General features: G+C 46.2%; 20 protein-coding genes. 15 read left to right on the forward strand and 5 right to left on the reverse strand.

Annotated elements, in window-relative coordinates; genetic code table 11:
- Positions 1-432 precede the first annotated feature (432 nt).
- The 5 genes from L4D12_RS03880 (at position 433) to L4D12_RS03900 (ending at position 5,164) form a co-directional block, all read left to right on the forward strand.
- On the forward strand, positions 433-984 hold the full coding sequence (locus L4D12_RS03880) for an ECF-type riboflavin transporter substrate-binding protein (RefSeq protein WP_428446503.1): 552 nt from the start codon (positions 433-435) through the stop codon (positions 982-984).
- A gap of 3 nt (positions 985-987) precedes the next feature.
- Complete coding sequence (locus tag L4D12_RS03885) at positions 988-2,682, forward strand: ABC transporter ATP-binding protein (protein WP_428446504.1); 1,695 nt, start codon at positions 988-990, stop codon at positions 2,680-2,682.
- The gene (locus L4D12_RS03890; RefSeq protein WP_428446505.1) at positions 2,682-3,524 is read left to right on the forward strand and encodes an energy-coupling factor transporter transmembrane component T family protein; all 843 of its coding nucleotides are present in this window, start codon (positions 2,682-2,684) and stop codon (positions 3,522-3,524) included. The genes L4D12_RS03885 and L4D12_RS03890 overlap by 1 nt, the downstream gene beginning before the upstream one ends.
- Positions 3,525-3,782: 258 nt before the next feature.
- Positions 3,783-3,953, forward strand: a complete 171-nt coding sequence (locus L4D12_RS03895) for a hypothetical protein (RefSeq protein WP_428446506.1) — start codon at positions 3,783-3,785, stop codon at positions 3,951-3,953.
- Between the two features lie 5 nt (positions 3,954-3,958).
- A complete protein-coding gene (locus L4D12_RS03900; RefSeq protein ID WP_428446507.1) occupies positions 3,959-5,164 on the forward strand; it encodes an MFS transporter in 1,206 nt (401 codons plus the stop codon).
- A 95-nt stretch (positions 5,165-5,259) separates the two neighbouring features.
- Here L4D12_RS03900 and htpX read toward each other — a convergent pair whose 3' ends face one another.
- Positions 5,260-6,138 (reverse strand): protease HtpX, encoded by an 879-nt coding sequence (gene htpX / locus L4D12_RS03905; protein WP_428446508.1) that lies wholly within the window; start codon positions 6,136-6,138, stop codon positions 5,260-5,262.
- Positions 6,139-6,634: 496 nt separating this feature from the next.
- Between htpX and L4D12_RS03910 the strand changes: the two genes are divergently transcribed.
- The 8 genes from L4D12_RS03910 to L4D12_RS03945 all read left to right on the forward strand — a co-directional run bounded on the left by L4D12_RS03910 (position 6,635) and on the right by L4D12_RS03945 (position 15,533).
- On the forward strand, positions 6,635-6,793 hold the full coding sequence (locus L4D12_RS03910; protein WP_428446509.1) for a hypothetical protein: 159 nt from the start codon (positions 6,635-6,637) through the stop codon (positions 6,791-6,793).
- Positions 6,794-7,347: 554 nt separating this feature from the next.
- Positions 7,348-9,012 (forward strand): ABC transporter substrate-binding protein, encoded by a 1,665-nt coding sequence (locus L4D12_RS03915; protein ID WP_428446510.1) that lies wholly within the window; start codon positions 7,348-7,350, stop codon positions 9,010-9,012.
- Positions 9,013-9,110: 98 nt separating this feature from the next.
- A complete protein-coding gene (locus tag L4D12_RS03920; RefSeq protein WP_428446511.1) occupies positions 9,111-10,097 on the forward strand; it encodes an ABC transporter permease in 987 nt (328 codons plus the stop codon).
- 1 nt (position 10,098) lies between these two features.
- A complete protein-coding gene (locus tag L4D12_RS03925; protein WP_428446512.1) occupies positions 10,099-11,133 on the forward strand; it encodes an ABC transporter permease in 1,035 nt (344 codons plus the stop codon).
- Positions 11,133-12,119 (forward strand): ABC transporter ATP-binding protein, encoded by a 987-nt coding sequence (locus tag L4D12_RS03930; protein WP_428446513.1) that lies wholly within the window; start codon positions 11,133-11,135, stop codon positions 12,117-12,119. The genes L4D12_RS03925 and L4D12_RS03930 overlap by 1 nt, the downstream gene beginning before the upstream one ends.
- Positions 12,116-13,111 (forward strand): ABC transporter ATP-binding protein, encoded by a 996-nt coding sequence (locus tag L4D12_RS03935; RefSeq protein ID WP_428446514.1) that lies wholly within the window; start codon positions 12,116-12,118, stop codon positions 13,109-13,111. The genes L4D12_RS03930 and L4D12_RS03935 overlap by 4 nt, the downstream gene beginning before the upstream one ends.
- Before the next feature lie 39 nt (positions 13,112-13,150).
- Entirely contained in the window at positions 13,151-14,587 is a 1,437-nt protein-coding gene (locus L4D12_RS03940) for a M17 family metallopeptidase (protein ID WP_428446515.1), read from the forward strand.
- A 19-nt stretch (positions 14,588-14,606) separates the two neighbouring features.
- Positions 14,607-15,533 carry a glycosylasparaginase gene (locus tag L4D12_RS03945; protein ID WP_428446516.1) on the forward strand — a complete coding sequence of 309 codons (927 nt, stop codon included), beginning with the start codon at positions 14,607-14,609 and terminating at the stop codon, positions 15,531-15,533.
- Between the two features lie 172 nt (positions 15,534-15,705).
- Here L4D12_RS03945 and bioD read toward each other — a convergent pair whose 3' ends face one another.
- Genes bioD through bioB form a run of 4 tightly spaced genes read right to left on the reverse strand, consistent with a single transcriptional unit; the run spans position 15,706 to position 19,443 of the window.
- Positions 15,706-16,386, reverse strand: coding sequence for a dethiobiotin synthase (gene bioD / locus L4D12_RS03950; RefSeq protein ID WP_428446517.1), 681 nt, complete (start codon positions 16,384-16,386; stop codon positions 15,706-15,708).
- The gene (bioC, locus tag L4D12_RS03955; RefSeq protein WP_428446573.1) at positions 16,379-17,233 is read right to left on the reverse strand and encodes a malonyl-ACP O-methyltransferase BioC; all 855 of its coding nucleotides are present in this window, start codon (positions 17,231-17,233) and stop codon (positions 16,379-16,381) included. The genes bioD and bioC overlap by 8 nt, the downstream gene beginning before the upstream one ends.
- Before the next feature lie 13 nt (positions 17,234-17,246).
- Positions 17,247-18,404: an 8-amino-7-oxononanoate synthase gene (bioF, locus tag L4D12_RS03960; RefSeq protein WP_428446518.1), complete on the reverse strand. Its 1,158-nt coding sequence runs from the start codon at positions 18,402-18,404 to the stop codon at positions 17,247-17,249.
- Positions 18,391-19,443 carry a biotin synthase BioB gene (gene bioB / locus L4D12_RS03965; protein ID WP_428446519.1) on the reverse strand — a complete coding sequence of 351 codons (1,053 nt, stop codon included), beginning with the start codon at positions 19,441-19,443 and terminating at the stop codon, positions 18,391-18,393. Before bioB ends, bioF begins: the two co-directional genes overlap by 14 nt.
- 145 nt (positions 19,444-19,588) lie before the next feature.
- Between bioB and bioA the strand changes: the two genes are divergently transcribed.
- On the forward strand, positions 19,589-20,869 hold the full coding sequence (gene bioA / locus L4D12_RS03970) for an adenosylmethionine--8-amino-7-oxononanoate transaminase (protein WP_428446520.1): 1,281 nt from the start codon (positions 19,589-19,591) through the stop codon (positions 20,867-20,869).
- Between the two features lie 114 nt (positions 20,870-20,983).
- Positions 20,984-21,547 carry an LON peptidase substrate-binding domain-containing protein gene (locus L4D12_RS03975; protein WP_428446521.1) on the forward strand — a complete coding sequence of 188 codons (564 nt, stop codon included), beginning with the start codon at positions 20,984-20,986 and terminating at the stop codon, positions 21,545-21,547.
- Positions 21,548-21,719 lie beyond the last annotated feature (172 nt).

The following is a 21,719-nucleotide window of genomic DNA, read 5'->3' on the forward strand; positions in this document are numbered from 1 at the left end:
GACGTTAATCATCTGCTTCATTGCCATATCCTAAAATCAACATAAAACAAGTGTCTTACAACTAACTACCTTTACCTACATTATCACTCAACATTGCACAATTATAAAGACACAAGCAGCTATCTTTCTTACAGAACCATACATTCGCATTTTCATGCCAATGTTTCTCAATTGTTCTCTTACTTGAGTAAAAGAAACATGACGTGGTTAAGAGTTAGACGTCTAGAAGTAAAGGTTTCCTTTCTTTAATTGCTTCGTGTATTATTGCGCGCTCTGTGCCTACCGGCATAACTGTTCTTGCTCAAAATGGATATTTGCAACCAGAACAAAACCAATGATGTTCTGGGTTTACAATGGATTGTTGTAAAGCAAAACAGCCCGCGGTGGGCAGTAACACGCAAATACCCATAAGTGCTATATAAAGGTTATGTCATGAATCTCTCGGCTAAGACAGTTGTGCTCATCGCAATCGGTGCAGCCCTGTATGGAATAGGCGGTTTGCCTATGTTCGGTATTCCTGTCTTTGCAAATACCACGTTAAAACCTGCAATGGCTGTATTGGCCTTGTTCGGCGTTCTTTTTGGTCCACTTGTGGGCTTTCTTGTTGGCTTTATCGGTCACTGGGTTACCGACCTGTTTGCAGGATGGGGAGTCTGGATCACCTGGGTGATCGGCTCTGGCATCGTTGGCCTCGTTATTGGCCTATACCCCAAACTCACCAAACAGCGCATTGAAAAAGGCCAGTTCTCAACGTTTGATTTCTGCCTATTTGTCTTTCTTGCCTTCGTCGGCAATGTGGTTGGTTACGGCTGCTCGGCATTTCTTGATGCGATTCTCTACGCAGAACCCTTCACCAAAGTGCTAGTTCAGCTCACGATTATCGCCGCAGGTAATACCCTATTGATCGCGATTGTAGGTCATTTCATTCTCACTTCGGTTGCGAAGCGCAATCAACAAAGCTACAACCTGAAAGAGGCTTATTAAAGCATGACAATTACGTTTTCTAATTTCTCGTTCAAATACTGGGCGTTGGAACAACCCACCCTGAAGAACATCAATTTAACGATCGAGAAAGGCGAAAAGGTTGTCATCGTTGGCCCAAGTGGTAGTGGTAAGTCTACCCTTGGTCAATGTTTGAATGGACTCATCCCATTTGCTGTAAAAGGTGACATCACCGGGTCACTGACAATTAATGGTAATGACACCCAAAAAATGGATTTAAACCAATGTACTAACTTGGTTGGAACCGTACTGCAAGATACAGATGGTCAATTCGTCGGACTGAGCATTGGTGAAGACATTGCCTTCGCACTCGAAAACCAGATGATCCCACCCGGCGCAATGCACCGTGTCGTTGAAGAAACCGCCGCAATGCTTGATCTGGATGATATGCTGCACCTGTCACCGTTTGATCTCAGTGGCGGCCAGAAGCAGCGTGTTTCTCTGGCTGGCGTAATGGTCGACGATGTCGATATTTTACTGTTTGATGAACCGCTTGCTAGCTTGGATCCCAAGACCGGCAAATCAACGATCGAGATCATTGACCGTCTGCATCGCGAGACAGGCAAAACAGTAGTGATTATCGAGCACCGCCTTGAAGATGTTCTGCACTGCCATGTCGATCGAGTGATCATGATGGAGCGTGGTGAAATTGTGGCGAACATGACGCCGGACCAACTACTAGCCAGCCCACTGTTATCTCAGCACGGGATCCGTGAACCACTCTACCTTTCCGCGTTAAAAGCAGCAGGGTGCACCGTCACTGAAGCCGATCATCCTGCATACTTGTCACAAATGCACCTTGATACTTTCAAACCACAAATAATGGATTGGTATCAGCAGAAAGACGCTTATCCGCGTACGGTACATGCCGAGCCATTACTTGATGTAAATAACCTCAGTTATTCCTATGACGATCTGCGCATGACGTTGGATGACGTGAGCTTTACCGTTCACAAAGGTGAATTTGTTTCAATTTTAGGTAAAAACGGCTCAGGCAAATCCACTATCACCCGCTTGATTATGGGGGTGCTAGAACCAGATAGCGGCAGCATTCACTTCAACGGTGAAGACCTGACCCTGCATTCTATTTTTGAACGCAGCCAAAACATCGGTATCGTTTTACAAAATCCTAATCATATGATTTCTCACCATATGATTTTCGATGAAGTGGCATCAGGCCTGCGTAATCGTGGTGTACCAGAAGCAGAAGTTGAAACGAAAGTACTCGCGACACTAGAGCTATGTGGGCTTGGTCGTTACCGCCACTGGCCTATTGATGCCCTGAGCTATGGTCAGAAGAAACGCGTTACCATTGCAACAATGTTGATCTTAGAGCCACAGCTGTTGATTTTAGACGAGCCAACTGCGGGGCAGGATTACCATCATTACACCACAATGATGAGTTTCATTCGCGAACTCAATAAAACGCTAGGGATCACTATCCTGATCATCTCGCACGATATGCATTTGGTACTTGAGTACACCGACCGTGCCATTGTTATCGCTGACAGCAAACTATTGGCCGATGAGCCCGTCAATGCGGTATTCAGCCAACCAGCCCTGCTGGAGCAAGCAAATCTCACAGTAACCAGCCTTTATACACTGGCTCATAAGCTAGGCATTGAGCGTATTGACAACTTTATCCGTTGCTTCATCGACCATGAGGCAAGTGAACAATAATGAAAACAAATAAAATAAAATTCGGTATCAGTTATGTGAATACCGGTTCTCCGCTTCACGCGTTAAATGGTATCACCAAGTTTGTTCTTTTCATGGCTTGGGTAACAATGGTACTGATCACGTTTGATATTCGAGTGATTTGCGTTCTAATCTTGGTGGGGTTCGCGCTGCTACGCCTATCTAAAGTCCCGTTTGCACTCTATAAGCCGCTTATGGTGGGCACGGTCAGCGTGCTGACGTTAAATGCGCTGTTCATGTTCATGATCGCGCCACAGCAAGGCACTGAGTACATGGGCAGCGAAACCGTACTACTATCGCTTCCGGGAAATTACTCACTGACCAGTGAAACCCTGTTTTATCTGCTGACTGTGACGCTGAAATATTTCAGCATGTTCCCGATTGCGTTAGTGTTTGTGTTTACGACCCATCCAACAGAGTTTTCAGCCAGTCTGAACAAACTCGGGGTGCCCTACCGTATCGCTTACGCGGTTAGTCTGACGCTACGCTATCTTCCGGAAGTCACCAAAGATTTTATTAATATTATGCATGCTCAACAGGCTCGCGGCGTTGATATTTCTAAAAATGCTCCGGTTTTCACTCGGATCAAGAACGTTGCCAAAATTCTAGGCCCATTGATTTTCTCAAGTTTAGACCGAGCAGAAGTGATCTCTAATGCGATGACGCTACGCGGCTTTGGCCGCCATAAGCAGCGTACCTGGTACAGCTTAAAACCAATGACTAAAGCTGATTTTGCTGTATTAGCATTGATTGCCATCGTTCTCACTCTTGGTTTGGTCAACCGTTACCAATCGGAACAGCTGTTCTGGTACCCATTCGCCTAGTGCTAGGCTTAACCCAGTTCAAATCACTGTAAAGCCAGCTTCATAGAAGCTGGCTTTTTTGTCTTTTATTGATACCTGAAATCACCATTTCTTGTGCCATTCTTGATCAAATTGCCCCCTCTCTATTCGCACTGAGCGCATTACACTCAACACTCCGTATTTATGCGTTTTACGCATAGTATCTTTGAGTATTGCTCATTTGAGTCATGACCTTAGTTCCACTATTATCGCCCGCTCTTTTTATGCCTTGAGGTACTTATGTTCTCGCAATCTCTCCCTGCTCAACTGTTTCGTATGGGGATCTTACTAATGATCACTCTGGTTGGTGTCCATCACTGCCAACCCTTGCTTGACGCGTTAGCAGAGCATGCGATGAGCGGCGGTTGCCATCAGCAAAACTCAACAAGCCCTAATCATTCTGGACTTTAATCACCATGAGCATTTTTCGTTTTCCCCTTCTGGTATGGATGGGAATTGGAACATTAATTATCAGCCTAGGGATCAGGCAATCATTCGGCATTTTTATGATGCCAATTTCAACGCACTTTGATACTGGTCGTGAATTTTTTAGCCTTGCTATTGCCTTACAAAACCTCCTTTTTGGTCTATTCCAACCGTTTGTAGGCATGGCAGCTGATCGCTGGGGGGCCAGAAAAGTGATCTGGATGGGGGCTATCGCTTATGGCCTAGGTTTGTATCTCACCTCTATCTCAACACAAGCGGATTGGCTTTACTTGTCGCTCGGTGCTTTGATCGGTTTAGGCCTGAGTGCAACCAGTTATGTTATTGTCCTTGGTGCCGTTGCCCGTGTTGTTCCTGCTGAGCATACTGCCAAAGCATTCGGACTCACCACAGCTGCGGGATCATTTGGTATGTTTGCCGTGATTCCTGGCGCACAATACTTACTAAGCGAATTCAACTGGCAGGTAGCGCTACAAGTATTTGCTATGCTATGTGGCTTGATCTTAGCTTTCTCTTGTTTCATGAATGCCAACGCCAGTAAAGGACAAGTAAAAGCGACTGACGAAAACCAAACATTACGTGAGGCCCTTCATGAGGCCTTTCATAACCGTAGCTATTGGCTTATTCACCTTGGCTTCTTTGTTTGTGGTTTCCACGTCATGTTTATTGCCACTCACCTACCCAGTTATCTTGCTGATAAGGGGCTACCAGCAGCAACTGCCGCGATGGCATTGGCCTACGTCGGGATCTTTAATATTTTCGGCAGTTACTTCTGGGGGGTCATGGGAGACAAGTTCGATAAACGCTATGTCATGACATCGCTGTATCTGGTACGTACTGTTGTGATTGCAAGCTTTGTGTTGTTACCCGTCACAACTAACACTGCCGCAATATTTGGTGGTGCCATTGGTTTTTGCTGGTTGGGGACCGTTCCTCTCACATCCGGATTGGTTCGTCAGATCTTTGGTGCTCGCTACCTCTCAACCCTATATGGTTTAGTCTTCCTGACCCATCAGGTAGGCAGCTTTCTAGGCGCTTGGGTTGGCGGTCGTATCTACGACTATTATGGTAGCTATGAACCCATTTGGTGGTCAACTGTTGTGCTCGCTTTTCTGGCTGCGCTCATCCATCTGCCTATTGATGATCGTCCGATAAATCGTCAGCTTGCGGTTGCTTGAGTTTGCTTGAGTTTGCTAAACACTTAATCATCTCGTATAAAAAAAGCCCTCAGTCTAATGACTGAGGGCTTTATTTGGCATAAATAAGCGTGGGCTTACAAGTACTCACCTCGGCGGAGAGCATCAATACGCTTGTCTAGCGGCGGGTGAGTCATAAAGAGCTCTGATAGTGACTTCTTGCCGTTGATACCAAAAGCCAGCATCGACCCTTCAAGCTCTGATTCATGGCTCATTTTCAAACGCTCAAGTGCGGCAATCATTTTTTCTTTGCCGACCAAGTGAGCAGAACCGGCATCCGCGTTAAATTCACGATGGCGGCTATACCACATGGTGAGAATACTGGCGAGGAAACCAAACAGTATCTCCATGATTGAAGAAACAATGAAGTAGGTCATATAACTGCCACCTTCACCTTCTTCATCATTGTTATTCACCCCACTGATAACACCAGCAACCAAACGAGAGACAAAAATAACAAAAGTATTCACGACGCCTTGCATCAAGGTCATAGTGACCATATCACCGTTAGCGATATGGCTAATTTCATGAGCCAGTACGGCTTCAGCCTCATCACGCGTCATGCTCTGAAGTAGACCTGTCGACACGGCGACCAATGAATCATCGCGCTTTGCACCCGTCGCAAAGGCGTTCATATCACCCGAGTCATACACAGCAACTGTTGGCATGCCAATACCTGCCTGCTGTGCTTGACGGCTCACTGTGGCCATCAACCAATGCTCTGTTTCGTTACGAGGGTGCTCGATCACCATGCCGCCAACAGAACGCAATGCCATAGACTTCGACATGAACAGCGAAATCAATGAACCACCAAAACCAAACAATGCAGCCATCACCAATAAACCAGAAAGGCTGCCAGGTTGCATCCCTGTAACCGCATAGATCACATTCAGGACAACACTAAATACCAGCAATACCGCTAGGTTAGTGGCCAAAAACAATGCAATACGCTTCATATTTTATGCTTGCTCCAGAAAGAATAAAAGTTAACCCCAGTATCTCCGCAACCACTCTTGATACTTACCATGATGTCTCTATGCCTGCTTGGCATCCTTATTATAGCTACCTCAAATGATACCTATCAGCGAGCATAACTTGCTATGTACATGGTATAGCCTTGTATCAATAGTTTGAGTATACCTCGGGTAATAAGTATGGTCGTTGAAATTAAAATCAAGTGAAAGGGATAAATTGTTACGTTTCATGATGTATACCAAATAACCTCAGATGCTTGAGCCATTGCGCTCTCAGCGTATTCAAATCAGGGGAATACCGGACAGGAATCCCCCTGACTTGAAACCACTATGAGTGCACCCAAATGTGCACCTTGAGATCACAGGGTATATCCCTATTGGCGATATTTAGACTTTAGTCTTATTGCATATTGCTAAGAGTTCCATTATTGTCATTAGGAACGGAATGAGCAGTACCTGATTGAATTATCAAGGAGGAATGATGGCTGACCATGATAACTACCAAGTAGCGATTGATATTTTACGCTGTCATCTTGGTATGTCTGCCGAAGAGGCACGCAAAGAGCTTGGGCTAGATACAATGAACAAAGGCTTAACCGACACTCAGGAAGCACTTATTGGGCTGAGTGGGGATTAAGACCTATCGCTGATATTTAGTGAAAACCATTCAGCTGGAAAATGGTTTTGTTAAATCAGGAAAAATATTAAAACCGATGTTACTTTTAGTAATATCGGTTTTTTTAACATCTGATATCGAAATCATACTCGCCCCCCTTCTTACTACTCGATATTAAGACTATTTTAACCACGTCACAAATTCACCGCACCGATACAATAGTCCAGCTATCGTCACTTTTATCCACTCCTAATTAAACAAAATGCATACTACACTAAGTTCACATCAATACAATTAAACGGAATTAATCGTAGTCGTGATATTAACAGCCAATAATCGAAAACATATTTTTCGACATAAACATATAAAGTAATATTTTGAGCCGTAAAGCTTTTTTATTGTTCAACGATAATAAATCGTTGTATGTATGTTCATGGCTTCATGTTATTGATAGATGCGCGTTGTTATTTACTATAAATAACACGATAAATATCATCATTTAAACATTTAATTTTACGAAACTTAGCATTCCGTTATTGTAAAAACTGGCGACCAACTACAGGTAAGGAATAAAGATGAGTTTCAATACCAAACATCGTTTAGCATTGATTATTATGGCAGCCCTGTCATCTCAAGGTGTAATTGCTGCGGAAAGAAATCAGCTCACCATTGTCTCTGATTTTTATCCCACAATGATTCGTAACTTCAATCCCTATCTAGCCACAAACTTGCGAACGACTACTGATTTCGTCTATGAACCGCTTGTGATTTTTAATCAAATGCACGGTAATAAACCAGTGATGCGTTTGGCCAAGAATTACTATATGTCAGACGATCTAACCCAAGTCACCTTTGAGATCCGTGAAGGCGTCAAATGGTCTGATGGCAAACCGTTCACAGCGGCAGATGTGGTTTATTCATTTGATCTCATTAAAGCCAAACCCGAACTAGACCCACGCGGCATCAATCGCTGGTTAAAAGACGTCCGCCAAAAAGATAACACGGTCATTTTTGATCTCACTGAAGCCAATTCAAACCTCCCTTATGAGATCTCAACGGTACCAGTCGTACCCAAACATATCTGGCAACACATTGATAAACCAGAGAGCTTTGCTAATGACACACCAATCGGCTCAGGCCCTTTCACTGAAATAGATACATTCACTCCGCAGCTTTATATTCAATGCAGAAACCCACATTACTGGGATAATGATAATCTAGAGGTCGATTGTCTGCGTGTTCCGCAAATTGCCAATAATGATCAGCTTCTCAGCCGTATCATTAAGTCAGAACTTGACTGGTCTGCCGCATTTATTCCCGACATTGACAGTACCTATGCCGCGCGCAATCCAAACCATAAATACTGGTATCCTGCTGCCAGTGCTCAGGCATTTATGCTTAACTTTAAGTCGCCAAAACCTGGCAATAATGAAGCCATTAATAACCTTGATTTCCGTCGTGCACTCTCCATGTCGATCGACCGCCAGAAAATCATTGATATTGCATTCTATGGTAATGGCGTGGTCAATGATTATGCTTCTGGTCTTGGAAAAGTCTTTGAATTTTGGGCAGATAAAGATATCTACAACAAATACAAAGGCTTCAACACCTATAACGTTGATGGGTCAAAGGCTTTACTTGAAAAAGCAGGATTTAAAGATATTGACGGCGACGGTTTTGTCGAAACACCGACAGGCAAAAAAATCTTACTTGAAGTGCAATCCCCAAATGGCTGGACCGATTTCAACAACACGGTACAACTAGGGGTCGAACAATTGCATGCTGTGGGCATCAATGCCACCGCGCGAACGTCAGATTTTGCGGTATACAACAAAGCGATGGTATCGGGAACCTATGATGTCGCCTACACAAACTATTTTAATGGTGCGGATCCACACCGTTACTGGAACAGTGGCTATCATTCACGTAATCAGGAAGGTGGCAATATGCCGCGATTCGCGATGCATTTCTTCAAAAATGCCGAGCTTGATGCACTGCTGGACAGCTTCTATAAAACCGCCGACATTGACGAGCAAAAAGCGATTGCCCATAAAATTCAAAAAATCATTGCCGAAAACCAAGTGACCATTCCCGTCATGTCTGGTGTCGACGTCTACCAATTTAATGAAACCCGATTTACCGGTTGGTGGAATGAAAATAACCCGAAAGGTCGCCCACTCTCTTGGTCTGGCGTGCCAGAGCGGTTGCTTCACGTACTTGATTTAAAACCTAGAACATAACAACTGACCGTTATTAAATAATAACAATGCGGAGATAGCCCTATCTCCGCATTGTTAGGGGTTTGCTTTTTTCTTTTATTCTTTTCAGGTACACAACTATGGCTTTTTTTTCCCGCCGACTTCTGTTTTATTTTTTTGCCTTGCTCTTTGCAGCAACGCTTAACTTTATTTTACCACGTGCCATGCCAGGCGATCCGGTGACGATGATGTTTGCTAACGCAATGACGTATGTTAGCCCTGAACGCATAGATGCCATGAGAAAATTACTGGGCTTTGTCGATGCACCATTATATGAACAGTACTTTACTTATCTTGGTAATATATTCACTTTTAATTGGGGAACTTCAATTAAGTTCTATCCCATATCAGTCAATGAATTACTGGGTGGCGCTATTGGCTGGTCATTATTTTTAACTGGCACTGCGGTTATTCTTTCCTTTTGTATTGGTTCGGTTCTCGGTATTTTTGCGGCATGGCGTCGCGGTAGTACTTATGATGCCTTTATTTCACCAAGTATGTTAGTCATTCAATCTATTCCCTCTGTGGTTGTGGCCATGCTGGTAATGTTTACGTTTGCCATTGGCCTGGAATGGTTCCCAACCGGTAACGCATATACCTCTGGCACAACGCCAGACTGGTCAAGCTGGGCGTTCTACAAAGATGTGCTGTATCACGCGGCGCTACCGCTACTTTGTGCCACTCTGTCACAAATTGGCGGGTTCTTGATCAACATGCGTAACAACATGATCAACCTGCTCAATGAAGACTTCATCACCATGGCCAAGGCCAAAGGGCTAAGTGAGAACCGTGTCGTCTTTAATTACGCGGCACGTAACGCTATGTTGCCGAGCGTCACTGCCCTGTCAATGGCGTTAGGAACCGCGATCAGTGGCCAGCTTATTGTTGAGATGATTTTCAACTACCCCGGCCTTGGTACCGTGTTATTGAATGCGATTCATGCCCGTGACTATCAAGTATTACAAGGTCAGTTGTTGCTGATGACATTATTCATGCTGTTCTTCAACTTTATGGCCGATATCTTAATTGTCTTCTTAGACCCTCGCCTACGTAATGGAGACAAGTAATATGAACGCTTTAATGACCTTATTAACCCGTAACCACAAGGCATTGGCCGGACTGTGTATTCTGCTTGTTTTTGTTGTGATCGCACTTTTCGCCCCATTGTTAACTAAACACGCGCCGGATGTTGGTACTGGCAATCCCCACGAATACCCGGCTTTTGTTGTAAAAGCGGCGCAACAAGATCCTGATGGTTGGATCGCTACCCACTTAGCAACCAATAAACGTACCCTGCTGATGTCTAAAAAAGCCGATCACGTGTTAGGTACCTCGCGAATGGGCCGAGATATATGGTCACAATTAGTTTACGGCACGCGCACTTCGTTAGCAGTTGGCTTTGGCGCTGGCATTATGGTCTGTTTCTTGGCCACCTTTATTGGTGTTTCTGCTGGCTATTTTGGTGGCCGCGTTGATGAGGTACTGACGGCTGCAATGAATATCATGCTGGTTGTGCCTCAGCTTCCCTTACTGTTTATTATCGCCGCATTCATCGGTCAAGCCGGCCCTGCCACCATTGCGGTTGTGATTGCCATAACCTCCTGGGCTTGGGGGGCACGGGTTGTGCGAGCACAAACATTATCACTGCGTGAAAAAGAATTCATTCGTGCCGCCGAGCTACTGGGCGAGTCGCCGTGGCGCATTATCTCAACCGAAATTTTACCTAACCTGATCTCCATTGTCGGGGCCAGTTTCATTGGCTGTGTCCTGTTAGCCATCATGACAGAAGCGAGTCTTTCCTTTCTGGGGCTGGGCGATCCCAACGCAATCAGCTGGGGGGTTATGCTCTATAACGTACAGACATCATCTTCAATGCTAGTCGGCGCATGGTGGGAAATTCTCACTCCGTGTTTTGCGCTGACCTTCATTGCGCTGGGCCTGTCACTACTCAATTTTGCAGTAGATGAAATTGCCAACCCTCAATTGCGATCTCATAAAGGCATGCGCCGCTGGCAACATGCCACTAAACAATCACAGAAACCAGCGGCTATCACCACACCAGCAGCTCAAGCCATTGTGCTACCTCAAGGAGGGGAGAAATAATGCCTAATCCTCAACTATCGATCCGCAATCTTTGCGTCGATTACATCACCGATGCGGGAGACATTCGCGCTGTCAACAATGTCAGCTTTGACATTGGTAAAGGCGAAATATTTGGCCTTGCCGGTGAATCCGGGTGTGGAAAATCAACCGTCGCCTTCTCGCTTATGCGCCTTCATAAGCCGCCAGCCTTCATTACGGGGGGGGAAATCATGTTCGATAATCATGGCGATCTACTCAACAAAAGCGAAGCTGAGATGTCCGCTTTTCGCTGGCATGAAATGTCGATGGTATTTCAAAGTGCGATGAACGCATTGAACCCAGTATTAACACTGGAAGAGCAATTCTGCGACGTCATCATGCGCCATACGTCATTCACCCGTCAGCAAGCCATCCGCCGGGCTGAAGGATTACTGGAAATTGTCGATATTCATCCAAGCCGCTTACATGATTATCCCCACCAGTTTTCGGGGGGCATGCGCCAACGTTTGGTGATCGCCATTGCGCTGGCACTGAACCCAAAGATGATCATCATGGATGAGCCCACAACAGCATTAGATGTGGTGGTTCAGCGTGAAATATTGCAAAAGATCTATGCCTTGAAAGCTGAGTTCGGTTTTTCGATTTTATTTATCACCCATGACTTATCCCTGATGGTCGAGTTCTCCGATCGGATCGGCATCATGTATTCCGGTGAGTTAATTGAAGTGGCCCCTTCTAGGGAAATCTTGACCAAGCCTTTCCATCCTTATACCGAAGGGCTCGGCAGCTCCTTCCCACCGTTAACAGGCCCTAAAACTCGCTTAACGGGCATACCGGGGAATCCATTAAATTTATTAGAGATTCCGCAGGGATGCCGATTTCAGGCCCGATGTAACAAGACACATGATGCCTGTTTTCATCAAACAACGACACTTTGCGAAATTGAACCCGGACGGCTATCAAACTGCCATCTTTACACCCCTCGCACTATTTCGGAGGCGCTATGACACATTCTCTTGGACTTCCGATTGTTGAAGGTAAGCATCTGATCAAAGACTTTGCCGTTAGTAGTAACAGCTTAAAGAAACCTAAAATGCGAGCCATTAACGATGTTTCTTTCAAAATGTACAAAAGCAGGGGCTTGGCGGTTGTCGGCGAATCAGGTTCAGGCAAATCCACTACCGCCAAAATGATTGCCAAAATGTATCCGGCAACGGCGGGAACCATCGAGTATTTTGGACGCGACATCAACACTATCACCAAAGGCGAGGATCTGATGCGCTACCGCCAGGGCGTGCAAATGGTCTGGCAAGACCCTTTTGGCTCACTCAATCCAACCCATACTATTTTCCATCATATTGCCAGACCGCTACTGATCCACAATAAGGTCACAAAAGGCAATACCAAAGAACTGGAAGAAAAGGTTTATTACTTACTGGAGCAAGTGGGACTGATCCCGCCACAGGCAACAGCGGCAAAATACCCCCACCAGCTATCCGGCGGCCAACGTCAGCGGGTGAACTTAGCCCGTAATATCGCGGTCGGAGCAGAAGTGGTACTGGCGGATGAGCCCACCTCAATGCTCGACGTATCAATCCGGGCCGGGGTACTCAATCTGATGGAGCAGATGAAGTTCGAGCGGGGTATGGCGTTGCTTTACATCACGCATGATATCGCTACTGCCCGCTATATTGCCGAAGATCTGGCCGTCATGTACGTCGGCCACATGGTTGAATGGGGAGATACCGAAACCATCATTCATGATCCTCAGCATCCCTATACCCAATTACTGGTTTCTGCCGTACCTGATCCTAAGAAGTCGATTCACGAAAAGCTCAAAGGCAATAAAGGCGAAATCCCCTTGTGGACCCCAGACAGTCTGGGTTGTCCTTTTGCGGGGCGCTGTACCCATACGACGGACAACTGCCGCGAACAATTACCGCCGACCACTCAGCTATCAGACAATCACTTTGTACGTTGCTATTTGTACGAGCGTTAAAGGCAACATGAAAATGACAACAATGAAAAGGACCGCATAATGTTACATCTTGAATTCACTCGCAATCATGTGTCCGATAACCCGGTACAGAAAACCCTTCGGCTGGCAGTTGGGACGGCACAGGTTCTTGAAATAAACCGCGATTGCCTCGATTTTGATGGCGAAATCAACCAGCCAACATATAGCATTGCAGATATTCAGGATATTGGTCATCTCATGGCCACAACCTTCAAAAACGCTGACGGTTTGGCACTGCATATTGATGATGACGTCGCTCATCGCTTCACCACCGAGGTATGGGTTCAGTGGCTGTCGTTTGGTCTCGCGTTATCCCGCTATAAATACCACCACACTCCCAGCGCATTATTGCAACCCGTTGTTGCACAGTTTCAACTGAAATCAGTCGATTCAGCGGCAAGTCACTCAGAACTCCCCCTCCTCCGCGACGCTTTTACTCGGGGGCAAATACTGGCTCACAGCCAACTGATTGCGCGTGAACTCATGAATAAGCCTGGGAATGTTCTTTACCCGGAAACGTTTGTGCATGCAGTTGAAGCGCTTGCCATTAACGGCGTTAGCCTATCCTACCTCTCCGATGAAGCAATGCTTGAACAAGGCTTTGGAGGATTGATGGGTATCGCGCAAGGCAGTGATCGAGAAGCGCGCCTGTTGTGTCTGGATTATTGCCCGGCCAATGCACAGACAACCATCACCCTTGTCGGCAAAGGCGTCACTTTCGATTCAGGTGGTATCAGCATTAAACAACCGCGCTATATGAGCACAATGAAGGTTGACATGAGCGGTGCAGCAGCCGTCGTGGGGGCAGTCAATGCGATTGCTACGCTAAAACTACCTATTCGCGTCATAGGATTGTGCGGGTTAGTTGAAAACATGCCATCAGGCAAAGCCGTTAAGCCTGGTGACGTTGTCACTATGCTATCCAATACCAGTGTGGAAATTATCACTACGGACGCAGAAGGCCGTATGGTGTTAGCGGATGTATTGCATTATGCCCAGCAAACCTATCAACCCGATTACCTAATCGATATCGCCACGTTAACTGGCGGAACTGGCATTGCTCTGGGTAAAGCCTATGCATCGTTAATGGGTAACGATCCATCACTAATGACTATTGCCCAGCAAGCGGGTACCGATTGTGCCGAAGCGGTGTGGCCGATGCCATCTGATAACGCGATGTTTAAGTCGGCCCTAAAAAGTGATTTTGCCGAGCTGCGCCACGGTAGCGAAGAACCCGACGGCAGCCCTTGCGTGGCCGCGACATTTTTACAGCACTTTGTCGCGCCAGAGCAAAAGTGGATTCATATTGATTCCGCAGCCATGTCGCTGGGGATGAACCATCGCCATATTCATCACCACGCCGCCAGTGGCTTTGGGGCACTCCTGCTGACACAAATTTGCCAGCAGATCGCCGACCAAGCATCAATGTCGCATCAAAAAATGACTCATAACGAATAATAACAAGGTAGTAGACACTATGATTTTGCTCGCTAACTCAGAAGCCTATCCAGGTATTGAAGAATCTGCACGTCGCCTCCAAGCGGGAGAAGATAGCCTGCTCTCTCTGATTGAAGGGATTAAATTGGTCGAACTCGATCCTCGTGTTCGTACTGTAGGGTACGGTGGCTGGCCCAATGTGCTGGGCGAGATGGAGCTCGACGCGTCGGTCATGGATGGAGACAGCCTCAGAACTGGTGCCGTAGGCGCATTGCAGGGGTACCTGCATCCTGTCGATGTTGCGTATCAAATCATGAAAAAGCTCAATCATGAGATTCTGGTCGGCGAAGGCGCTGCGATCTTTGCCAATGAAGTCAATGCGCTTGCCGGTAACAACCTGATTGAAGACTCCAAGCAAGTCTGGTGGGACAAATTAGCATTAGCTATGACCCCAGAAGAGCAACTTGCCTTTCCCAATATACCGCTTGCGCCATTATCAAACAATGCCACCGATCCAGAGCGGGTGCGTGATACCACGGTATTCTTAGGCGCAGATACAAACCAAAAAATCAGTGCGGCGACCTCTACGTCCGGCTGGGCATGGAAATATCCAGGCCGATTAGGTGATAGTCCAATCATTGGCGCAGGATCGTATGCCGACAGCCGTTATGGTGCCTGTGCCTGTACCCATACTGGCGAGATGAGTATTCGCTGTGCGACGGCTCATTCGGTGGTGCTTTACATGAAAATGGGTATGTCGTTAGATGAAGCGGTTTATGAAGCCATTAATGACCTTACCTATCTCAAAGACGGCTACACCGAAGGCGTAACAATTCATGCGATTGATGCCAAAGGCAATCATAAAGTGGTTAGCCTTAACTGCCCGGGAAACATTACCTATTGGCTGTGGCAGCCTGGCATGGATAAGCCAGAAGAACGTCAGGCTGAAGTGATCATGACGAAATAATTGTCTAATTGCTGGCAACCACAAATAAAAATCCCCCACTATTGCTTAGCATAATGGGGGATGTTTCAATCTACATACAATGTATCCGATCTGTACTGTGTTATACCAATCGAGATAAGTCAGTGGTCAGATAATTGCACAAGAATGTTTAAAGACACATTTAGATTGGCGCTTATAATCCAAGCGCAGACAAATCAATAAACGCCGACAAATCCCGCTTTTTAATACCCGGCATGTAAGGGATTTCACCCAATTTTTTTCCTGGTAGATTTGCTTCTAACATCCGGATAATTTCTGCATAGTTTTCGGTCCCCGGATTAATACGGTTCGCTACCCAACCAACAAGTTCCAGACCATCATGCTGAATCGCTTCGGCCGTTAAAATCGCATGGCTTAAACAACCCAGCTTGACACCAACAACCAGAATCACGGGTAGCTTTTCACGTTTTACCCAGCTAGACAAAAAATCAGTACGCGTTACTGGCACCCGCCAGCCACCCGCACCTTCAACCAGTACCATTTCTGATTTCTGCTTAAGGTGATCAAGGCCCTGTGACAATACATCGAACTCTATCACTCGATTTTCTTGCTCAGCGGCTAAGTGGGGTGACACAGGCGCTTCAAACGCATAAGGATTGACTTCATCGTAAGCAAGCTCAACCACTGAAGCGTCCTGAATATACAGCGCATCAGAATTGCGCATACCCTCTGCCGTCATTGCGCTGCCAGACGCAACTGGCTTATAACCCGCCATCTTGATATTCGCGCTGGCTGCAGCATGAAGAATGGCGCGAGTGGCAACAGTTTTGCCGACTTCAGTATCGGTTCCTGCTACAAAGAAAGCGTTAGTCATTAATTATTACTCCAAAACAAACTTGGTATGTCGCTGGCAGTTGATTGTTGTTATCGCGAAACGTATTGTAAGCGTCCTCTAAGGCCAGAATGGTTTTTCGGCCAGCCAAGCCTGCTTTTCGCCCCTGCTGTCCTTGTACTTGCGGTCCTTGCACTGGTTGTAGGTGGGTTGCCCCTATTCCTTTAAGATCCTTCATGAGTTCAACTGCCGAGTTGTAAAACATGGTGATAGGCTTGAATTCTAGGTTAACAGCTGTGCAACCTGATTGCGCCAGCGCAAGTTTTATCGCCTTTGGCGATAAAAACGTATTCACATGTTGATATTGATCAATCTGCTGCCAAGCTTGCGCTAGCTCACGCAATGAGCCTTCGACTAAGGTACTAAAAACAATATACCCCCCCGGCTTTACCACTCGACGAAGCTCACGCAAAGGGACAGAAAGATCATCACACCATTGCAATGCCAAGCTGCTAAAAGCGATATCAAATTGGTTATCAGACAACGGTAGATTTTCCGCATCTGCTTCCAAATAGCGGATATTCTCACCACAACGTACGTAAGCTTGTTGTAACATTTCGGGAGATAAGTCAGCAGCACATACTCTTAATCCTTGGTGGAACAGTAATTCACTGAAATAGCCAGTCCCGCACCCCAGATCTAAGACTTGGCAATTATCCTCTCGCACCATCGGTAACTTTGCTAACAGCTGATGCCCGACATCCCGTTGAAATGCTGCCGCCTTATCATAATGCTTTGCTGCTTTACCAAAAGCATCGGCTATCGCTTGCTTATCTTGCCTCGTTATCGGATGAGTATTCTGCTGAGGATCGGCTCTGTGCCGCTGTATTGCCGTATTAACTTCATTCACGATAAAACACCTCGTTAATTGCCTCTGCTAACTGCTTAATCTCATCCTGCTGATGTGATGCCGTCAGGGTAATACGCAGACGGGCCGAATGAACCGGCACAGTCGGTGGTCTGATAGCACTGACCCATAGACCTTTCTCTCGTAACGCCGCTGAGATCTGAAGCGCTCGATCACTCTCTCCGACCAACAACGGTTTTATTGGCGTTGACGTTGCCATTAAACGAATAGCAGGATCAAGTCGGTCTATCAGTAACTCATCCAGTTCGGCTAATTTATCCCGTCGCCACTGCTGTTGCTGGATCAGCTGACACGCTTTACTCAAGGCATAAGCCTGCGCAGGAGGAATTGATGTTGAATATATATAGTGGCGGGCAAACTGGACCAGATATTCCGCTACATCGTGATCACATAGAATCGCTGCCCCCTGTAAGCCGAAGGCTTTACCAAAAGTGACGACAATAATATCAGGGACAATACCGGCATTCGCACTACTGCCTCGCCCCGCTTCGCCAAGCACACCGCAACCATGCGCATCATCGACAACCAGCATGCTGCCTGAGCGCTGACACAATGATTGAAGATCCTCTAGCGGCGCGAGATCGCCATCCATACTGAAGACTCCTTCCGTCACCACCAGCTTATGGGCATCCGATGGGAGCTTATCGAGCAACGCAGAAAGGGAATGGGAATCATTGTGGGCAAACCGACGCATGGTCGCCCCGGATAACATACCCGCTTCCATCAGCGAGGCATGGTTAAGCTTATCCTGCAGTAAATAGTCCCCTTTTTGTAACAGACTAAACAGCAGCGCCTGATTCGCACTAAAACCGCTACTGAACAACAATGCGCGTTCATAGCCCAGCCATTGGGCCAGCATGGTCTCAAATTCACGATGCACAGCATGATAACCCGTGACTAAAGGCGAAGCACCACTGCCTGTTCCAAATCTGGCAAGGCCTTGTTGCCAAGCTTCAATCAATTCCGGCGATTGAGCTAGCCCCAGATAGTCGTTACTGGAAAAATTCAGATAGGCGTTGTTATCACTAACAATATGCCTCTGCTCACGCTCGAGACAAGTACGCTGACGATAAAGCCCTTGCGATAAACGCTCATCAAGGGCGTCAGTGATCCGTTGCTTAAAGGGAGGCATCGTAGAACAAATCATCTTTTGTTGGACGAGCGGCAACTCGTTCAGCCACTTGGCCCAAAAGTTCCTCAGCCTGGATCTCATCAGGCTTAGCCGCTTGTTCCGTTCGGTTAATACCCAGTTTCACAAACAACTGCATATCTTTATCTTCGCCCGGATTCGGCGTTGTCAGCAATTTACAGCCATAAAAAACTGAATTTGCTCCAGCCATAAAACAAAGCGTCTGCATTTGCTCGTTCATGTCTTCTCGTCCTGCTGAAAGACGAACGGCAGAATTTGGCATAATAATACGCGCAACGGCAATAATGCGGACAAAGTCAAAGGGGTCAACATCTTCTGCCGTTTCAAGCGGGGTCCCTTTCACTTTCACCAGCATATTGATTGGGACACTTTCCGGGTGTGTGGGTAAGTTCGCGAGTTCGACCAGCAATCCGGCACGATCACGGCTACTTTCACCCATGCCGATGATCCCACCCGAACAAATCTTCATCCCCGCGTCACGCACATGGCTCAAGGTATCTAAGCGATCCTGATAAGTCCGCGTGGTAATAATATTGCCGTAGAACTCTGGTGAGGTATCGAGATTATGGTTGTAATAGTCCAGTCCGGCACTCGCCAGTTCGGTTGCTTGATCGCCCGTGATCATCCCGAGGGTCATACAGGTTTCCAATCCCATCGACTTCACGCCACGTACCATCTCAAGTAAGTAAGGCATGTCGCGGGTTTTCGGGTTTTTCCAAGCGGCTCCCATACAAAAGCGGGTCGCTCCGGATGTTTTAGCTTTCTCTGCCGCATCGAGTACCCGTTCCACTTCCAGCAAACGTTCACGATCCACATCAGTACGATAGTGAGCACTCTGCGGACAGTATTTACAGTCTTCAGGACAAGCACCTGTTTTAATCGACAATAAGGTACTTACCTGTACCTTATTCGGCTCATGATGATGGCGGTGAACTTGCTGCGCCTCAAAGATCAAATCCATAAATGGCTTGTCAAATAAGGCGTGAACCTCTTCGACGGTCCAGTCGTGACGTACTTCCACGTGTAATAACCTCTTATTATTGTTATCAGCTCGCAGGTTTTACCCCCCCTCCAAGCCTAAATACATTATATGCTTCTTGTGACTTGGCTAGTCTACGTAGAGTGAGTAAACTGTCAACCTCCAACAATAGCAACGGTTTACATTTGTGCAAAATACATACGATAGAGTAGATCTAGAATATGACCAGCAACATGTCTGGCATCCTTACACATCAACGTTAAATCCGCTCCCTTGCTACCCCGTTGACAGTGCCAGCGGCGTATATCTTCACTTAGAAGACGGCAGAAAAATCATTGATGGCATGTCATCTTGGTGGTCTACAGTGCATGGCTACAATCACCCTGCGCTCAATGAAGCAGCAAAAACACAGATAGATAAAATGTCACACGTAATGTTTGGCGGTATCACTCACCAGCCCGCCGTAGAACTCTCCAGGAAGCTGGTTAATATCACCCCCGAACCATTACAACATGTCTTTCTTGCCGATTCAGGTTCCGTGGCGGTTGAGGTTGCTCTCAAAATGGCTCTGCAATACTGGCATGCCAAGGGGGAGCCTCGTTCAAAATTCCTAACCGTAAAGCATGGCTATCATGGCGATACATTCGCGGCAATGTCAGTCACTGATCCCAACAACTCCATGCATAGTCTGTATAAAGGTTTCTTGCCTGAGCATATTTTTGCCGATTCTCCGCAATGTGGCTTTTTCGACCAATGGCAAGAGTCAGATCTCGATGACTTTCGTCAACAACTAGACACTCACACTAACGATATAGCGGCAGTGATTATTGAGCCCATCGTTCAAGGCGCGGGGGGAATGCGGATTTACCATCCTATGTACCTAAAGCGAGTTCGTGAGTTATGTGATCAACACGAAATACTATTAATTGCGGATGAAATTGCGACCGGGTTTGGTCGCACTGGAAAATTATTTGCCTGCGAGCACGCAGGTATCAGTCCTGATATTTTATGTGTCGGAAAAGCGCTGACTGGTGGATATATGACACTCTCAGCCACATTAGCGACAACCCATGTCGCAAATACAGTATGTAGCGGCACTGCGGGGTGCTTCATGCATGGGCCGACATTTATGGGTAATCCATTAGCTTGTGCTGTTGCCAATGCCAGCCTTGATCTATTGGCTAGCGGTAACTGGCAACATCAAGTAAATAGCATTGAAAAACAACTGGCTGCATCCCTTCCTGAGATTGAAAAATTAGAAAAAGTGAAACATGTCCGCTGGCTGGGTGCCATTGGCGTCGTAGAATTGCATGAGCCCGTTAACATGATAGAGATACAGAAGTCTTTTGTTGACAGCGGTGTCTGGATTCGCCCTTTTGGCACACTTGTCTATATAATGCCTCCTTTTATTATTAATCAACAAGAACTTAGCCAACTTATATCAGCTATCAAGCTTGCACTTAACTAGTATCGAAAAGCAGACAACGTCTAGAAATTGTCTGCTTATACTTTTCCTGAACGTTAACAAACCCATCATGCAGTTGGGCCATATATAATGAATAACGTCAGTAAGGCTAGTACTATGCAACTACCATTATTTCCATTAGATATATACCTACTTCCCGGTGGGATCAGTAAACTAAAGATATTCGAACCACGCTATACCCGATTGGTAAAACTCGCAATGGCCGCGGGAGATGGCTTTGGGATCTGTATGAAAGATGAAAAAACACTTTGCCATTTTGGCACTCGTGTCATCATTACTGATTTTGAACAGCTCCCCGATGGCCTGTTGGGCATAACTATCAAAGGCGTCGAAAAATTTCTTATCAACAAACATTGGAAAGAAGACGACGGTTTACGCTTTGGTGATGTGACACCAATGTCCAACTGGTCTCCCACCTGCATCAAGTTTGCTGACCGAGATATTTCAAACAGCCTCAGGGCCTTGTTTGATGAATACCCAGAGCATGCATCCCAATACGCGATGCCTGATTATAATGACATGACATGGGTCTGTCAGCGCTGGCTTGAATTATTACCACTCGAAATCAATCAAAAACAATGGTTTATGAGTCGCAATGACCACCGCGCTGCGCTGTCTTTCCTGCATAATGTCATTGATGAGCAGCTTAGACATGACTAATTTTTATAATCAATAATTGTGCCTGTGGACGTTTCTTTTAACAAAGGCATACCATAGCGTTTCGTAAATTTGTTCATAGCTCATATAACATGGAAGGGATATTGCTATGGGGAATTTTAAGGGGTAATAATGGCAAGATTATGTCTAATTTTTATGCTTAACCTTTGTATAA

This window comes from Photobacterium nomapromontoriensis, from assembly GCF_050336815.1.
GTDB classification, from domain to species: domain Bacteria; phylum Pseudomonadota; class Gammaproteobacteria; order Enterobacterales; family Vibrionaceae; genus Photobacterium; species Photobacterium nomapromontoriensis.

Bases quoted from the DNA above. Each gene is read 5' to 3' on its own strand.
- L4D12_RS03880 (WP_428446503.1), top strand. From the start codon at position 433: ATGAATCTCTCGGCTAAGACAGTTGTGCTCATCGCAATCGGTGCAGCC.
- L4D12_RS03885 (WP_428446504.1), top strand. From the start codon at position 988: ATGACAATTACGTTTTCTAATTTCTCGTTCAAATACTGGGCGTTGGAA.
- L4D12_RS03890 (WP_428446505.1), top strand. From the start codon at position 2,682: ATGAAAACAAATAAAATAAAATTCGGTATCAGTTATGTGAATACCGGT.
- L4D12_RS03895 (WP_428446506.1), top strand. From the start codon at position 3,783: ATGTTCTCGCAATCTCTCCCTGCTCAACTGTTTCGTATGGGGATCTTA.
- L4D12_RS03900 (WP_428446507.1), top strand. From the start codon at position 3,959: ATGAGCATTTTTCGTTTTCCCCTTCTGGTATGGATGGGAATTGGAACA.
- htpX (WP_428446508.1), bottom strand. From the start codon at position 6,138: ATGAAGCGTATTGCATTGTTTTTGGCCACTAACCTAGCGGTATTGCTG.
- L4D12_RS03910 (WP_428446509.1), top strand. From the start codon at position 6,635: ATGATGGCTGACCATGATAACTACCAAGTAGCGATTGATATTTTACGC.
- L4D12_RS03915 (WP_428446510.1), top strand. From the start codon at position 7,348: ATGAGTTTCAATACCAAACATCGTTTAGCATTGATTATTATGGCAGCC.
- L4D12_RS03920 (WP_428446511.1), top strand. From the start codon at position 9,111: ATGGCTTTTTTTTCCCGCCGACTTCTGTTTTATTTTTTTGCCTTGCTC.
- L4D12_RS03925 (WP_428446512.1), top strand. From the start codon at position 10,099: ATGAACGCTTTAATGACCTTATTAACCCGTAACCACAAGGCATTGGCC.
- L4D12_RS03930 (WP_428446513.1), top strand. From the start codon at position 11,133: ATGCCTAATCCTCAACTATCGATCCGCAATCTTTGCGTCGATTACATC.
- L4D12_RS03935 (WP_428446514.1), top strand. From the start codon at position 12,116: ATGACACATTCTCTTGGACTTCCGATTGTTGAAGGTAAGCATCTGATC.
- L4D12_RS03940 (WP_428446515.1), top strand. From the start codon at position 13,151: ATGTTACATCTTGAATTCACTCGCAATCATGTGTCCGATAACCCGGTA.
- L4D12_RS03945 (WP_428446516.1), top strand. From the start codon at position 14,607: ATGATTTTGCTCGCTAACTCAGAAGCCTATCCAGGTATTGAAGAATCT.
- bioD (WP_428446517.1), bottom strand. From the start codon at position 16,386: ATGACTAACGCTTTCTTTGTAGCAGGAACCGATACTGAAGTCGGCAAA.
- bioF (WP_428446518.1), bottom strand. From the start codon at position 18,404: ATGCCTCCCTTTAAGCAACGGATCACTGACGCCCTTGATGAGCGTTTA.
- L4D12_RS03975 (WP_428446521.1), top strand. From the start codon at position 20,984: ATGCAACTACCATTATTTCCATTAGATATATACCTACTTCCCGGTGGG.